Origin of the sequence: Fictibacillus phosphorivorans (assembly GCF_023715845.1) — a bacterium.
GTDB lineage: Bacteria > Bacillota > Bacilli > Bacillales > Fictibacillaceae > Fictibacillus > Fictibacillus phosphorivorans_D.
In genome coordinates, this window is record NZ_JAMBOR010000002.1 from 96,161 (window position 1) to 111,385 (window position 15,225).

Here is a 15,225-nt window from a genome sequence, read left to right on the forward strand (position 1 = left end):
CTCAAAAAAGAGGCACCTGGATTTAATTAAACAAGTTTTTCCCATTCACGTTGTAAAACACTCTTAAGTTCTGAAACTGGTACTTCATACGTTTCACCGCTTTTGCGGATTTTCACTTCTACAATATCTTCTGCAGCCTTTTTACCTACCATAATACGAATAGGCAGTCCGATTAAATCACTGTCGGCAAATTTCACACCGGCACGTTCTGGTCGATCATCATATAAACAATCGTAACCTTCACCTTTTAATTGTTCATACAGTTTATCAGAAAGAGCAGTTTGTTCTGCATTCTTACTGTTTACTGCAATTAAATGAATATCGAATGGCGTTAATGATAGGGGCCAGATCAAGCCTCTTTCATCATTATTTTCTTCAGCTACTGCAGCTAATGTTCTGGAAACTCCAATTCCATAGCAGCCCATCGACATAATTTGATTTTTCCCGTTTTCATCTAGGTAAGAGGCATTCATAGGCTCACTGTATACTTTTCCGAGTTTGAATACATGTCCTACTTCAATACCTTTTGCAAAAACAATCTTACCTTTTCCATCTGGAGAAAGGTCTCCTTCAACGACAAAGCGAAGATCTGCTGTCTGATCAATCTTACAGTCTCTGTCTACATTTACATGAATAAAATGATAACCCTCTTCATTAGCTCCGCACACCGCGTTAACCATTAATGGAACAGCTTGATCGGCAACTACTTTCACATCTGAGACAGCGACTGGTCCGATGGAACCTGGTTTTGTGTTTAGCCACTTCACTGCATCTTCTTCACTTGCCATAACTACTTCAGAAGCGGAAAGTTCATTCTTCAATTTAATCTCATTCACTTCATGATCACCGCGTACCAATACGAGCACAGGCTCTCCATCCGCTAAATAGAGAAGAGACTTGATGATTTTTGAAGAAGCGACTTTTAAAAACTTTGAAACATCTTCTATGTTCTTAGCTTCTTGTGTTTCTACTTTCTCAAGATCTAAAAGCTCTTCAGTTGAAGCTTCTTCGTTCATTACTACAGGTGCCATTTCTATATTAGCAGCAAAATCTGACTCCGTAGAATAGGCGATTAAATCTTCTCCAATTTCAGATAAGACCATGAATTCATGATTATCTTTTCCGCCAATCGCACCTGAATCTGCTAGTACAGCACGGAAGTTTAAACCGCAGCGGCTAAAAATAGAAGAATAAGCATCTTTCATAACCTCATAAGTTTCATCCAAACTTTCTTGTTTATCATGAAAAGAATAAGCATCTTTCATGATAAACTCGCGTCCGCGTAACAATCCAAAACGAGGACGTTTTTCATCTCTGAATTTTGTTTGAATCTGATAAAGATTTAATGGGAGCTTTTTATATGATTTTACCTCATCACGAATAATGCTCGTAATGACTTCTTCATGTGTAGCACCCAGCGCAAAGTCTCGATCGTGACGGTCTTTAAGTCTCATAAGTTCTGGTCCGTAGCTATACCATCTGCCGCTTTCCTGCCATAGTTCTGCTAGCTGCAGCGCCGGCATCATCATTTCCTGAGCACCGGCTCGGTTCATTTCTTCTCGTACAATGTTTTCTATTTTATGAAGTACTTTTTTCCCCAGAGGCAAAAATGAATAAATTCCTGCTGCATTTTGTCTAATAAACCCTGCTCTTAAAAGCAGCTGATGACTTTTTATATCTGCATCTGCTGGCACTTCTCTTAGTGTTGGCATAAACAACTGGCTTTGTCTCATTATCTCTACTCCTCAAAAAATCCCAAATTAACTAAGAAATATTTTTTGTATATCATTCCATGTTACGACTAACATCAACAGCATTAAGAATGCGAACCCGATAAAATGGACCAATCCTTCTTTCTGAGGGTCGATCGGCTTTCCTCTTAGTGCTTCTACACCTAAGAACAGGAGTCTCCCTCCGTCTAGTGCAGGTAAAGGAAGAAGATTAAATATCCCTAAATTGATACTTAATATAGCAGCCCATTGCAGGAGCATATACACACCCGCTTTTGCAGCTTGATCTGTATATTCATAAATACCAAGTGGTCCTGAGAGCTGATCAATTCCATGCTGACCCGTAATGAGCTGTCCGATCCCTGTAAAGATCGCTGTCGTCATAAACCATGTTTGTTTTGCTCCATATTGCAGTGAGCCGATAAAAGAAGACTCTGTATAAGGATGCGCTCCAATAAATCCTTCATTCTTGTTGTCCGGTCCCTTTCTAGAACCTAGTGTTACCGGAACAACTTTTTCTTCTCCTCCACGATTAATCGTGAACATCAACTTCTCACCAGGATTTTGCTGAATAACGGAAACAAGTTCTTTCCAATCATCCATCTTTTCTCCTTGGATAGCTAAGATTTTGTCACCTTCAACCAATCCGGCTTTATCTGCAGCAGCACCCTCTTGAAGTGTTCCAAGTCTCGATTCATTCGTGGGAATTCCTTGCATCAATGAAAACGCAACAAGAATAATGAAAGCAAGCAAGAAGTTCATCGCGGGACCCGCAAAGATCGCAAGTGTTCTTTGCATAATAGTCTTAGAGCCAAATTGACGGTTATAAGGAGCAATCTGCATTTCTTGGTGGTCTGCCACAAAAAAGGCATCCTCTTTTACTTTAAAAGTAGCTGGTCCCGATTCTTCGTTCTCAAATCCGGTCAAGTATAACTCACGCTCTAAGTCTGCTTTCTCTATCGTAATGGTTTTTTGCACCGGATATTTTTCACTGTGATTTACTATGATTTTTTCTACTTCATTTGCATCGTTAAAAATCAAACCAACCCTGTGACCTGCCTTTAATTCGATGCCCTCAGGGTCTTCACCCGCCATCCGTACAAATCCTCCGAGTGGTAATAGACGGATCGTATAGACGGTTTCCCCTCTTTTAAAGGCAAACACTTTCGGGCCAAATCCTATTGCAAATTCCCGGCACAAAATACCAGCGCGTTTTGCCAGCAAAAGATGTCCTAGTTCATGAAAGAATATTAAAGCCCCTAAAATGATGATAATGGCTATCACAGTGTTCATTTCCATTACCTGCCTTTGTTTAGTAGTGACTCAACATAATCTCGAGTCCTTTGATCCGTTTCTTGTATTGCATCTAATTCAGGCTTTGAAATATTTTCAGCCTGGAGCATCGCACGTTCAATCATCTCTTCGATTTCCAAGAATGATATCTTACCATTCAGAAATAGTTCCACTGCTTTTTCATTTGCAGCATTTAATACAGTTGGCATTAAGCCGCCTATCTTTCCTGCTTCAAAAGCTAATTTCAAACATCTGAAACGGTCATAATCCATCTTTTGAAAATGAAGTTTGCCAACTTCCCATAAGTTTAACCTTTTCCCATTTACTAATTCAAGTCTTTCAGGATGGGTTAAAGCATACTGGATGGGCACACGCATATCTGGTTGTCCAAGATGTGCAATGATGCTTGTATCCACATACTCTACCATAGAGTGTATGATACTTTCCTTATGTAAAATGACGTCTATTTTAGAATAATCGAAGGAAAACAGCCAATGCGCCTCAATAACTTCCAATCCTTTATTCATCATTGTCGCTGAATCTATTGTAATCTTAGCACCCATCGACCAGTTTGGATGATTCAATGCTTCTTTAACTGTAACATTCTTCAGCTCATCTCGTGTTTTATCTCTAAAACTTCCACCAGATGCTGTTAGAATCAGTTTTTCTGCCTGTTTACTATTTTCTCCGTTCAAACACTGGTAAATCGCAGAGTGCTCTGAATCAACAGGCAAAATGGCAACATTATGATTCTTAGCTTTTCCCACGACAAGATGACCAGCGGTAACGAGTGTCTCTTTATTAGCCAATGCGATCGTTTTATTCGCTTCAATTGCTTTTAAGGTTGGTAATAAGCCGACACTCCCTATTACAGAGTTAACGACTATCGTGGATTTAGTTGAAACCGCAGCCTCAATTAATCCTTCCATTCCAGAAACGATCTTCGTTGAATAATCCACCCGGTCCTTTAGTTTCTTTGCATCGGATTCGTTCTGCACTGCACAGATTTCAGGTTTGAACTTTCGGATGATCTCTTCAGCAGCCTCAATATTTTTCCCGACTGACATGGAACTTAACCGAAATTGGTCAGGATGAGAGGCGATAACATCTAATGTCTGCTTACCGATTGACCCTGTTGCACCTAATAAACTTACAAACTTCATATGATCCCCCTTAATGTCATCCTAACAAGTGGAGTACGTGCAGCAAAGGGAATACAAACAATGCACTGTCTAGTCTGTCCAAGATTCCCCCATGGCCAGGCAGAAGGTTGCCTGAATCTTTGACATCATAAATTCTTTTGAATGCAGATTCAGCCAAATCACCAATCTGACCGAAGACTCCGACTAAGACAGAAATGACTAATATTGATAAAAGTGAGAGATCAACAAAGCCAACAGCATAGCAGATTACAGCTACTAAAATACTGAAGAAAATACCGCCAATCGCTCCTTCTATCGTTTTATTTGGTGAGATGATCGGCCATAGTTTTCTTTTCCCCATTGATTTACCAACGAAATAAGCGCCAGAATCTGTTGCCCAGATCATAAACAGAACAAGAAACAGCAATTGGACACCATTTTCTAAAATTCTAGTCTCAAGGAGATAGAAAAAACCAAACCCTACATATAGCAAACTAAACAAGACAAATGAAATATGATTATATTCCGTTTTGTTTTTATGGACGACCGTTACAACTAATAATAAAAGCACTGCAAGGATGATTGCGTTTGTTTTAGTAAATGGTTCAATCGCACGCATCCATTGTTCAGGCATAGCAATAATGATCGTAAATACGTACCCGATCAATCCGATAAAAGTCCGTTCCATCCCTTTCATCCGCAGTAATTCGTACATACCGATTCCTGCGAGTAAAAGAATTAACAATGAGAATGGCCAGCTGCCGTAAAGAGTAATCCCGATGAATAAAGCGGCTGCGATTACACCTGTAATTATTCGTTGTTTCATAAGTCCTCCTTAATCAAACCCCGCCAAATCTTCTGCCACGCCGGGCAAATTGTGATACAGCTTCTCGTAAATGATCTTCTGAAAAATCAGGCCAATAAACCTCAGTAAACCAGAACTCTGAATAGGCAAGCTGCCAAAGCATAAAGTTGCTTAGACGTACTTCTCCGCTCGTACGGATGAGTAAGTCTGGATCACTCAGTCCTTGGGTCATTAGATGCTTTTCAATCGTAGATTCATTTATTTGAGAAGGGTCGAGCGTTCCATTCTTGATTTCTTGCCCTATCGCTTTAACGGCAGAAGTAATTTCATCTCTGCTCCCGTAATTCAAAGCAAAGTTCAATATCAATCCTGTATTCTTTTCGGTACGGCTGATCGCTAGATCGACTGCCTTAATCGTATGTTCGGGTAATGAATCTTTGTTACCCATTATTCTCACTTGTACATTCTCTTTAATCAAATCTGGCAAAAACGTGTTCAGAAATTCACCTGGAAGCTTCATAAGAAAATCCACTTCCTCACGCGGCCTTTTCCAGTTCTCTGTTGAAAAAGCATACAGGGTAAGGACTTTAATGCCGATTCTATTCGCTTCTTTTACGATTTTCCTTACGGTTTTCATGCCTTCATGATGACCGGCGATTCGCGGCATTGCTCTTTTTCTCGCCCAGCGGCCATTACCATCCATGATGATTGCGACATGTGATGGAATGTTTTCATCAAGGTCCCATTTTTGTTCATGACTTTTTTTTCTAAAGAAAAGCTTGTCAAGCATGTATAAGCCTCCATCTTTCCAGACTTCTTAAAGAGATCGACGGCTGCGGGTCTGGATCTCTTTAATGCTGGAATCAACTATTCGCCTAGATTCCTTTTCCTTCAGGCGCGTTGATATAGTCTAATAAAAAAGCCCCCTTTCAAAGAGGGCTTTTTTTATTTAATTGTACATGGAAAAGCTTTATACTTCCATGATTTCTTTTTCTTTATTTGAACTTACACTGTCTACTTCAGACGTGTACTTATCCGTAAGCTTTTGAACTTCATCGTTGTAGCGGCGCAGTTCATCTTCTGTGATCTCTGCATCCTTTTCAAGCTTCTTTAAATCATCGTTTGCATCTCGGCGGATGTTGCGAAGTGCTACTTTTGCATCTTCTGCAGATTTCTTAACTAATTTAACTAAATCTCTTCTTCTTTCTTCAGTAAGAGCCGGGATTGCAATACGGATTACTTGCCCATCGTTTGAAGGGGTAAGACCAAGATCAGACTTTAAGATCGCCTTTTCGATATCACCCATTGCTGATTTATCATAAGGCTGAATCACTAACAATCTTGCTTCAGGAGTCGTTACACCTGCTAATTGATTGATTGGAGTCGGTGTACCATAGTAATCAACTTGTACTCTGTCTAATAATGAAGGATTCGCTCTTCCTGCACGTAGAGTAGAATATTCACGTCTTAAAGCACCGATTGCTTTTTGCATCTTTTCTTCTGCTTGAGTTAAAACTTCTTTAGCCATTTAGTTTTTCCCCCTTATAACCGTTCCAATTTTTTCACCTGCAACAGCACGCTTAATATTTCCTTCTTCCATGATCGAGAACACTACTAAAGGAATGTCATTATCCATACATAATGACGAAGCTGTAGTATCCATCACGGCTAAACCGTCTTTTAATAAGTCTAAGTAAGATAAAGTTGTATATTTAACCGCGTTTTCATCCAGTTTAGGATCCGCTGAATAAACACCGTCCACATTATTCTTAGCCATTAAAATAACTTCTGCTTCAATTTCGGCTGCTCTTAGTGCTGCAGTAGTATCTGTAGAGAAATAAGGATTCCCTGTACCCGCAGCAAAAATAACTACTCGCTTTTTTTCAAGGTGACGAATGGCTTTTCTTCTGATATAAGGTTCAGCAACCTGTCGCATTTCAATAGATGTCTGTACTCTTGTTTGAACCCCGATATTTTCAAGACTGTCTTGAAGAGCCAATGAATTCATCACAGTAGCAAGCATGCCCATGTAATCTGCAGATGCACGGTCCATACCCATTTCACTGCCTGTTTTTCCACGCCATAGGTTTCCACCACCTACAACTACAGCTACTTCTACACCTAATTCTACAATTTCTTTCACTTGCTCAGCTATAGATTGAACAATCTTCGGATCGATCCCAGATGTTTGTTCACCAGCTAGCGCTTCTCCGCTAAGTTTCAAGACAACTCGTTTATAATTTGCAGTAGTCATTTGTCCCTCCATCACCTAAAAAAAATTTCTTATTTAAATCAAGCCTTAGCTCTTAATATCAATATTAAAAGCGCAAACCTTTTTGAATAGAAAAAACCTGAAATGAATTATTTAAGGTTATTTCTGTAAAAAAAGAGGAACACAACGTGCTCCCCTTTTTTAAATCATTGTGCTTACTTTTTCACTTGAGACATAACTTCTTCAGCGAAGTTGTCTTCACGCTTTTCAAGACCTTCTCCAACTTCAAAACGAACGAAGGCTTTAACAGTAGCACCTTTGGAAGCTACATATTTACCTACTTTTTGGTCTGGATCTTTAATGAAAGATTGATCGTTCAAGCAGATATCTTCGAAGTATTTTCCAAGACGACCTTCCACCATTTTAGCAACGATGTTTTCAGGCTTGCCTTCGTTTAGAGCTTGCTCAGTCAACACTTTACGCTCGCGAGCAACTTCTTCTTCGCTAACTTCATCACGAGAGATATACTTAGGATTTACAGCCGCAACGTGCATTGCTACATCTTTAGCAACACCTTCATCAGTCGTTCCTTCAACTACTGAAAGAACACCGATTCTTCCGCCCATGTGCAAGTATGCACCAAATGCTGCATTTTCACCTTTTTTCAAGATTTCAAAACGGCGAAGTGTGATTTTCTCACCAATTTTAGCGATTGCACTGTTAATATAGTCATGAACTGTTGTGCCGTTGTATTCAGATGCTAATGCATCTTCAACAGTAGCAGGCTCTGTAGCTAGAATGTGGTTAGCTAGTTCAGCGATAAGACTCTTGAAGTTTTCGTTTTTTGCAACGAAATCTGTTTCAGAGTTCACTTCTAAAATAATCGCTTTGTCACCGTCAACAACGACAGAAGTTAAACCTTCTGCTGCGATACGGTCAGCTTTTTTAGCTGCTTTAGCGATTCCTTTTTCACGAAGGTAGTCAATAGCTGCCTCCATGTTTCCGTCTGTTTCAGTTAATGCTTTTTTACAATCCATCATACCTGCGCCTGTTTTTTCACGCAATTCTTTAACCATTTGAGCTGTAATAGCCATGTGTTTTGCCTCCTTGGGTAATATGTAATACATTTTTACATTAAAAAAGGTGATAAAGGGTCATCCCCTCTACCACCCTTGAGCATTCCATTTAATTAATTAAGCAGTTGTTTCTTCTTCTGCTGCTTCTGCTGTTTCTTCTCCGCCTTGGTTTGCTTCGATGATTGCATCAGCCATTTTACCAGTTAGAAGTTTAACTGCACGGATAGCATCGTCGTTACCAGGGATAACGTGATCAACTTCATCCGGGTCACAGTTAGTATCAACAATAGCGATGATCGGAATGTTTAATTTACGAGCTTCAGCAATCGCAATACGCTCTTTACGAGGGTCAACTACGAATAATGCATCTGGAAGCTTGTTCATTTCTTTAATTCCGCCTAGGAACTTTTCAAGACGTTCCATTTCTTTTTTAAGAAGGATTACTTCTTTCTTAGGAAGTACATCAAAAGTACCGTCTTCCTGCATTTTTTCAAGATCCTTCAAACGGTTAATACGTTTGCGGATTGTACCGAAGTTTGTTAATGTTCCACCCAACCAACGTTGGTTGATGTAGTACATATCAGAACGTTGAGCTTCTTCCTTCACTGAATCTTGAGCTTGCTTTTTAGTACCAACGAAAAGGATCTTTCCGCCGTCTGCTGCGATGTTACGCATAACATTGTAGCATTCTTCTACTTTCTTTACCGTCTTTTGTAGATCGATAATGTAGATACCGTTTCTTTCTGTGAAAATGTAACGAGACATCTTCGGATTCCAACGGCGAGTCTGATGACCAAAGTGTACACCAGCTTCTAACAATTGTTTCATTGAAATTACTGCCATAATGGCACCTCCTAGGTTTTTTTCCTCCGTTTGTTTCACCTTTGACCGACAACTGCTTATTCAGCAGCACCACGTCGTTCAAATCCACAAACGTGTGTGATTAACACCGAGAAATAATATAACATATTTCGCGTAATTTCTGCAAGTCATTTTGAGTGTTATGCATAAAATTTTAAAAGTAATTCGATTTCGCCTTTTCCCCGGTTCATGATCTTAGCGATTTCCTCAGCATTATATCCTTTATTGGCTAAAATTATCACCTGGTTCGTATCAGGTGTTGTTTTCCATCCAAAACTTCCTTCATCTTCTCTACGCTTTTCATCATTCAAATAAATATTGAGGTCTGTTTTATTTTCATTTGTAGTATCATGAATTTCTTGTTTATCATACTCCATATTATTTCTAAAGTCAGAAATGAGTTTGTAAATCTGTTCATTTTCGTACTTCATCTCTTGTGAAAAAAGCTCCATCATCTCTTCCATTTGCTCTGTAGAATCTTTGTTTTTATGATTCTCTTCAACCTTTTTCCAAAGTAAAAAAATAAAATAAAGACAGACAGCATTTAGTAATAAGCTAATAAATACAATACCGTTCACAGTTTTCCACCTAACCTAAGTCATTTATTTTTCCCATTAGGTTTTTGATTATTTCTTACATATAACGTTGCAATACCTGCCTGATTCTAAAAAGTGCTTTTGAATGAATCTGAGAAATTCTTGATGTAGATAAACCGAGTATTTGTCCAATCTCAGTCAAAGTCAACTCTTCGTAGTAGAACAAACTTACTACAAGCTGCTCTTTTTCAGATAACTCCTTAATAACGAGAGCAAGTTCTCCATGCAGTTCCTCCTGAAGTAAACGGTTTTCAGGTGTTATTGCTTTTTTATCTTCTATTGTATAACTTACTTTTTCCCGGCTTTCCGATTCCTTGTTTTCTTCATCAATGGATAAAATATTTGCCATAAAGCTCTCTGACATCACTGTTGTAACATCATTCTCCGAAAGACTCAGTTCTTCAGCTACTTCTTTTGCACTCACTGAACGAAGGTTCTCCTGTTCCAACTTTTCTATGGCAGCTTCCACTTTCTTTGTTTTTTCACGAAGGCTTCGTGGCAGCCAATCCTCTCTTCGAAGACCATCTAATATCGCTCCTCGGATTCGGAAGGAAGCATAAGTATCAAATTTCAAATCACGCTCTGGTTCAAATTTCTTTAAAGCATCATATAAGCCAAGCATCCCTAGGGACCGTAGTTCATCTTTATTTACGCTTTTTGGCAGTCCAACCGATATCCTTTGAACATGATAGTTAACAAGAGGCAAATATGCGCGAAGCAATTCGTCACCTGCTTCTCGATCACGGCTAGTATTCCACTTTTCCCAGCAAGTTTGCTCTTCTACTAAAGACGGCTCCGTCATGGAAATCCTCCTTGTTTTATTACCGATTGTCTCGATTAAATAATTTTAGTGCCTTTATTTACTGTTTTAATGGTTAAATGATAAGTCGCAGGATTAAATTCAATGGTTCTCCCGCTGTTTCCTCCGACATCACTTGCAATAAGAGGAATACCTAGTTGGTTAAGGTGATACTTTACACTTTCAATATTTCGAGGACCAATCCTCATCATTTCGCTAGCAGAAGAAAACTGAAACATTTGAGCTCCCCCTGCTATTTTCGCTTTTAAACGTTTTGCAGTTGCCCCTTTTTTTAATAGCAAGTCATATAAAGCTTTTATTGCGGTATCCGCAAATTTCCCACTATTAGTGGAAGCTGACTTGACTAGGGTAGATTGGGGCAGCATCACATGTGCCATTCCAGCTATTTTTCGGACTTCATCATATAAAATAACGCCTACGCAAGAACCAAGACCTGTTGTCCTAATTGTGTTAGGAGGGGTTACGAGGTTAATATCCGCAATTCCGACTTTAATCATTTCACTCATCCATCGGAACTCCCAGTGCATTAAAAATTTTTGCGAATGACTCAGGATCTGGCATTAAAAAAAAGTGTCCTTTTACTTCATCAAGTCTCCTTATGTCCGTAAACGCTGTATCTATGACGATTGCTAAATCACTTACTGCAGATATTTCGAAAAGCCCGAAACTGAGGATAGCACCAGCCATATCTATACTTGTTGCGGGAACAGATGGCTGAAGGTTCAGCCCTGTAAAATCTGAGAATGAGGTAAGATAGGATCCTGATAAGATATTTCCTACTTCCTGCAGAGCGGATATCGTCATTTCTGAGTGAATACCTTCAGTCAGTTGAACAGCTTCTCCTCCTAACAAATCACCAAGGAGTGTTTCTGCTTGTTCAATAGGAAGCATAAAAAACATACACCCTGGTGCATCACCAACAATCCTTAAAAAAACAGAGGCTACAATATTTTCAGATCCTCCCACCATCTCCATAATTTCCTCAAAAGAAATAACGTTCACAGAAGGCACTTTCATATCTACCGCTTTATTCAGCATGGTAGATAAGGCAGTTGCCGCATGACCGGCTCCAATATTTCCGATCTCTCTTAAAATATCTAAGTGAAGGTGATTGATCTTTGTTAAATCCATGTTACTTTCCGCTTTCTAATGGTTGAAGTACAGTAATCTTTTCAGGATTTAACACTTTAGTAAGGTTTAATAAGATAAGAAGACGTTTCTCTATCTTTGCAACTCCCTGTAAATATTCAGCATCTACTCCTCCTACTACTTCTGGAGGAGGTTCAATAGATTCTGCGTCAATGTCCATAACGTCGTTTGCTGCATCTACAATAAGCCCCGCATCAATCGATCCTGCTGTAACAATGATAATTCGCGTACTTTCGGTATATGCGGCTTCTTCTATGTCAAAGCGAGAACGCAGATCGATGATTGGAGTTACGACACCTCGTAGATTGATAACTCCTTTAATAAATGAATTGGTCCTTGGAATCCTTGTAATAGGCTGCATTCTTTCAATGGACTTTACTTCATGGACAGGAATAGCATATTCTTCCTCTTTTAATTGAAATATGATTACTTTTTGCTCGTTTAACATAATTAGACATCCACCTTCTTATTTGATTAGTGCATTGCAATCTAAAATTAATGCTACTTGCCCATCACCCAGTATCGTTGCACCCGAAATAGCAAATACGGAGGAAAGATACTGTCCAAGTGATTTAAGAACGATCTCTTGCTGTCCAATAAACGAATCCACGACTAGAGCAGCCATTTTATCTCCTTTTCTAACAACAACTACAGGTACATGTTCACTTGCTTCGATCAAGGGCGGGACTTCGAATATTTCTTTCATAAAAACTAAAGGTACAACTCTTCCCCGGAAATCCATTACCTTTTGGTTATGTACAGACAAGATCTCATCTTTTCTAATAATGGCTGTCTCAATAATGGAAGAAAGCGGGATTGCATATTTTTCATTTTGAACTTCAACAAGCATGGCAGACATGATCGAAAGGGTTAGTGGAAGTTGAATAGAAAATATCGTTCCGAATCCCCGTGTTGAATCGACAGTGATCAAACCGCCCAGTGACTCGATCTTGTTCTTTACAACATCCAATCCTACTCCGCGCCCTGAAATGTCCGATATTACTTCTGCCGTAGAGAATCCAGAAGCGAACAATAATTCAAAACACTGTTTATCACTCAAATTTTCTGACATTTCTTTTGTGATGATCCCATTTTCTAAAGCTTTATCAACTACTCTTTGACGATTGATCCCTGCTCCATCATCTTCAATCTCAATGAAGACATGGTTTCCGCTATGATAAGCTCTTAAATAGATTGTTCCTGTCTCATTTTTTCCAGCAGCAATTCGAGCAGCTGGCTTCTCAATGCCATGGTCAATAGAATTTCGAAGTAAATGTACAAGTGGATCACCGATCTCATCGATCACGGTACGGTCCAGTTCAGTTTCAGCACCAAGAATCTCAAGATTCACGTTTTTGGCTAAGTCTTTTGCAAGACCGCGAACCATACGTGGAAAACGGTTAAATACTTGTTCAATCGGAACCATGCGCATGGTAAGAATAATATTTTGCAAGTCCCCTGATACGCGATTCATCCGTTCAACGGTTTCATTCAGCTCTGGGCTTTTCAGCATTTTAGAAATCTCTTCGAGTCTTCCTCGGTCGATGACCAACTCTTCAAAAAGGTTCATTAATTGATCAAGCCGATCAATATTTACTCTTATTGTCTTCCCAGAGACTGTGCTGCCGGTACTATGGGCACTAGAGTTCTCTTTTTTTGTTTCGGAAGAGTTACTCACTTTCTCAGCTGGATGTTCACTTTCACTATGTACGGAATCGTTAAGCATACCTGGGTAAATCTCTGAAACAACGACTTTATCTACTTCCGAAACTTTCAATATTCGCTGTTTTACCTCTTCTCCACTTTCCTGTGTAAGGACCGACAGCTTGAAGTCCGAATCAAATTGTTCGGCTTCCAACATATCTACGGCTGGAACAGCTTTTATGATCTCACCGATCTGCTCAATGACTTCAAACACCATATAGACTCTAGCAGCTTTTAAAATACAATCCTTACGAAGATTGATCGAAAGTTCGTAAGCATGAAACCCTTGTTCTTTTGATTGTAAGATAATCTCTTTTTCATATTGGTCAAACGTTTGAGCGGAATTGACGGGTTCATTATCTATTTGAGATACAGGCATTGACTGTTGACCTTTTTCAAGCACTTCGAGATCACGAACCGTTTTTGAAACATCTCTTTTTCCGCTGCCGCCTTCTGATATCTCAACTACCATTGCTTCTAAGTGATCCAGTGATGCGAAAAGTACATCTAGTAATTGTGTAGTCACACTAATCTTTTTATTTCGAATGGAATCAAGTACATTTTCCATACAATGCGTTAAGCTTGCGAGGTCTTCATAACCCATCGTTGCCGACATCCCTTTAAGCGTATGGGCAGATCGGAAAATTTCATTGACGATGGACAATTCTTCAGGTGATTTTTCCAGTAGCAGCACCTGCTGATTGATCGCTGTAAGGTGTTCTTTACTTTCCTCAATAAATATGTCGAAATATTGAGTCATTTCCATTTATAAAACCTCCCTTTATAATTTGTACTGAATAGCACTTGCTATTGAGCCTAGTTGTACGACTTCATCTACTTTTTTAGTAAGAACAGCGGCTTTAGGCATACCGTACACAATACAGGATTCTTCTGCTTCAGCTATTACCTTTGTCTGACTTGAGTTCTTTAACGCTAAAATACCAAGCGCCCCGTCAGATCCCATCCCGGTCATAATGACTGCTACTTTATAAAAATTTTCTAGTTTTGCAGCGCTTTCAAACAGAACATTAACCGATGGTCTGTGTCCGCCTACCGGGGGCTCTTGATCGATGGTCAGAAACGCTTGACCCCATTTTTCAACTAGACGAATATGGTAACCTCCCGGTGCGATGTAAACCGTTCCCTTTTTTAAACGTTCATTTTGTTCAGCTTCCTTCACCTTTACTTCAGAAAGTGTATCAAGCCTGTTGGCCAATGACTGTGTAAAGCCCGGCGGCATGTGCTGAACGACAATGATTGGTGCATCAATATCTCCAGGAAGACCCGGTATCACTTTCTGCAATGCACGCGGTCCGCCCGTAGATGTTCCGATTAATACAAGTTTTGAAAGACTATCTTTTTCTTCTTTTTCAATATATTGTTTTGGTTTACTTCCATTTGGTTTTAGACTTGTGTGGATGACAGGTTTCAATTTAACTTTAGAAGATGTGATAACTTTCTCAACTAACGTCGTCTTTACCTTATGCAAATCTAGTGAGATTGCTCCCGATGGTTTTGCAACAAAATCTATGGCTCCGGCTTCCATTGCTAGAATTGTATTCTCAGCGCCTTCTTTCGTTGTGCTGGAAAGCATGATGATCGGAAGAGGATGCACGCTCATGATTTTCTTTACTGCTTCTATTCCGTTTAAAACGGGCATTTCCACATCCATCGTCACAACGGCAGGCTTTAGTTTAAGGATTTTTTCTATAGCTTCTTGACCGTTTCTCGCTGTATCTAAAACATCTATCCTCGGATCCTCTGATAAAAATTCTTTGATCAGCTTTCTCATAAACGCAGAGTCGTCTACAACGAGAACTGTAATTCGTTTCACTTT

At 39.5% G+C, this 15,225-nt stretch carries 16 protein-coding genes; all 16 read right to left on the reverse strand.

The window, feature by feature from the left end; translation table 11 throughout:
- Positions 1–26: 26 nt before the first annotated feature.
- The 16 genes from M3206_RS02070 to M3206_RS02145 all read right to left on the reverse strand — a co-directional run bounded on the left by M3206_RS02070 (position 27) and on the right by M3206_RS02145 (position 15,222).
- A complete protein-coding gene (locus tag M3206_RS02070) occupies positions 27–1,733 on the reverse strand; it encodes a proline--tRNA ligase (RefSeq protein WP_251310849.1) in 1,707 nt (568 codons plus the stop codon).
- 27 nt (positions 1,734–1,760) lie between these two features.
- Positions 1,761–3,023, reverse strand: coding sequence for an RIP metalloprotease RseP (gene rseP / locus M3206_RS02075; protein WP_251310850.1), 1,263 nt, complete (start codon positions 3,021–3,023; stop codon positions 1,761–1,763).
- A gap of 5 nt (positions 3,024–3,028) precedes the next feature.
- Positions 3,029–4,186: a 1-deoxy-D-xylulose-5-phosphate reductoisomerase gene (gene dxr / locus M3206_RS02080; protein WP_251310851.1), complete on the reverse strand. Its 1,158-nt coding sequence runs from the start codon at positions 4,184–4,186 to the stop codon at positions 3,029–3,031.
- A 16-nt stretch (positions 4,187–4,202) separates the two neighbouring features.
- Positions 4,203–4,991 (reverse strand): phosphatidate cytidylyltransferase, encoded by a 789-nt coding sequence (locus M3206_RS02085; protein ID WP_251310852.1) that lies wholly within the window; start codon positions 4,989–4,991, stop codon positions 4,203–4,205.
- A gap of 13 nt (positions 4,992–5,004) precedes the next feature.
- Positions 5,005–5,760 carry an isoprenyl transferase gene (locus M3206_RS02090; protein WP_251310853.1) on the reverse strand — a complete coding sequence of 252 codons (756 nt, stop codon included), beginning with the start codon at positions 5,758–5,760 and terminating at the stop codon, positions 5,005–5,007.
- Between the two features lie 180 nt (positions 5,761–5,940).
- The gene (gene frr / locus M3206_RS02095) at positions 5,941–6,498 is read right to left on the reverse strand and encodes a ribosome recycling factor (protein ID WP_251310854.1); all 558 of its coding nucleotides are present in this window, start codon (positions 6,496–6,498) and stop codon (positions 5,941–5,943) included.
- A complete protein-coding gene (gene pyrH, locus M3206_RS02100) occupies positions 6,499–7,224 on the reverse strand; it encodes a UMP kinase (RefSeq protein ID WP_251310855.1) in 726 nt (241 codons plus the stop codon).
- 173 nt (positions 7,225–7,397) lie between these two features.
- Complete coding sequence (tsf, locus tag M3206_RS02105; RefSeq protein ID WP_251310856.1) at positions 7,398–8,276, reverse strand: translation elongation factor Ts; 879 nt, start codon at positions 8,274–8,276, stop codon at positions 7,398–7,400.
- Positions 8,277–8,375: 99 nt separating this feature from the next.
- Positions 8,376–9,101, reverse strand: coding sequence for a 30S ribosomal protein S2 (gene rpsB, locus M3206_RS02110; RefSeq protein WP_251310857.1), 726 nt, complete (start codon positions 9,099–9,101; stop codon positions 8,376–8,378).
- A 158-nt stretch (positions 9,102–9,259) separates the two neighbouring features.
- Positions 9,260–9,697 carry a DUF6115 domain-containing protein gene (locus M3206_RS02115; protein WP_251310858.1) on the reverse strand — a complete coding sequence of 146 codons (438 nt, stop codon included), beginning with the start codon at positions 9,695–9,697 and terminating at the stop codon, positions 9,260–9,262.
- A gap of 55 nt (positions 9,698–9,752) precedes the next feature.
- A complete protein-coding gene (locus M3206_RS02120) occupies positions 9,753–10,517 on the reverse strand; it encodes a FliA/WhiG family RNA polymerase sigma factor (protein WP_251310859.1) in 765 nt (254 codons plus the stop codon).
- A gap of 35 nt (positions 10,518–10,552) precedes the next feature.
- Positions 10,553–11,041 (reverse strand): chemotaxis protein CheD, encoded by a 489-nt coding sequence (locus M3206_RS02125; RefSeq protein WP_251310860.1) that lies wholly within the window; start codon positions 11,039–11,041, stop codon positions 10,553–10,555.
- Entirely contained in the window at positions 11,034–11,666 is a 633-nt protein-coding gene (locus M3206_RS02130; RefSeq protein ID WP_251310861.1) for a chemotaxis protein CheC, read from the reverse strand. Before M3206_RS02130 ends, M3206_RS02125 begins: the two co-directional genes overlap by 8 nt.
- A gap of 1 nt (position 11,667) precedes the next feature.
- The gene (locus tag M3206_RS02135) at positions 11,668–12,132 is read right to left on the reverse strand and encodes a chemotaxis protein CheW (RefSeq protein WP_251310862.1); all 465 of its coding nucleotides are present in this window, start codon (positions 12,130–12,132) and stop codon (positions 11,668–11,670) included.
- Between the two features lie 18 nt (positions 12,133–12,150).
- The gene (locus tag M3206_RS02140) at positions 12,151–14,154 is read right to left on the reverse strand and encodes a chemotaxis protein CheA (RefSeq protein ID WP_251310863.1); all 2,004 of its coding nucleotides are present in this window, start codon (positions 14,152–14,154) and stop codon (positions 12,151–12,153) included.
- A gap of 15 nt (positions 14,155–14,169) precedes the next feature.
- Positions 14,170–15,222 (reverse strand): chemotaxis response regulator protein-glutamate methylesterase, encoded by a 1,053-nt coding sequence (locus M3206_RS02145; RefSeq protein ID WP_349773988.1) that lies wholly within the window; start codon positions 15,220–15,222, stop codon positions 14,170–14,172.
- Positions 15,223–15,225 lie beyond the last annotated feature (3 nt).

Coding starts and splice junctions, on each gene's coding strand:
- M3206_RS02070 (WP_251310849.1), bottom strand. CDS start 1,733: ATGAGACAAAGCCAGTTGTTTATGCCAACACTAAGAGAAGTGCCAGCA.
- rseP (WP_251310850.1), bottom strand. CDS start 3,023: ATGAACACTGTGATAGCCATTATCATCATTTTAGGGGCTTTAATATTC.
- dxr (WP_251310851.1), bottom strand. CDS start 4,186: ATGAAGTTTGTAAGTTTATTAGGTGCAACAGGGTCAATCGGTAAGCAG.
- M3206_RS02085 (WP_251310852.1), bottom strand. CDS start 4,991: ATGAAACAACGAATAATTACAGGTGTAATCGCAGCCGCTTTATTCATC.
- M3206_RS02090 (WP_251310853.1), bottom strand. CDS start 5,760: ATGCTTGACAAGCTTTTCTTTAGAAAAAAAAGTCATGAACAAAAATGG.
- frr (WP_251310854.1), bottom strand. CDS start 6,498: ATGGCTAAAGAAGTTTTAACTCAAGCAGAAGAAAAGATGCAAAAAGCA.
- pyrH (WP_251310855.1), bottom strand. CDS start 7,224: ATGACTACTGCAAATTATAAACGAGTTGTCTTGAAACTTAGCGGAGAA.
- tsf (WP_251310856.1), bottom strand. CDS start 8,276: ATGGCTATTACAGCTCAAATGGTTAAAGAATTGCGTGAAAAAACAGGC.
- rpsB (WP_251310857.1), bottom strand. CDS start 9,101: ATGGCAGTAATTTCAATGAAACAATTGTTAGAAGCTGGTGTACACTTT.
- M3206_RS02120 (WP_251310859.1), bottom strand. CDS start 10,517: ATGACGGAGCCGTCTTTAGTAGAAGAGCAAACTTGCTGGGAAAAGTGG.
- M3206_RS02125 (WP_251310860.1), bottom strand. CDS start 11,041: ATGAGTGAAATGATTAAAGTCGGAATTGCGGATATTAACCTCGTAACC.
- M3206_RS02130 (WP_251310861.1), bottom strand. CDS start 11,666: ATGGATTTAACAAAGATCAATCACCTTCACTTAGATATTTTAAGAGAG.
- M3206_RS02135 (WP_251310862.1), bottom strand. CDS start 12,132: ATGTTAAACGAGCAAAAAGTAATCATATTTCAATTAAAAGAGGAAGAA.
- M3206_RS02140 (WP_251310863.1), bottom strand. CDS start 14,154: ATGGAAATGACTCAATATTTCGACATATTTATTGAGGAAAGTAAAGAA.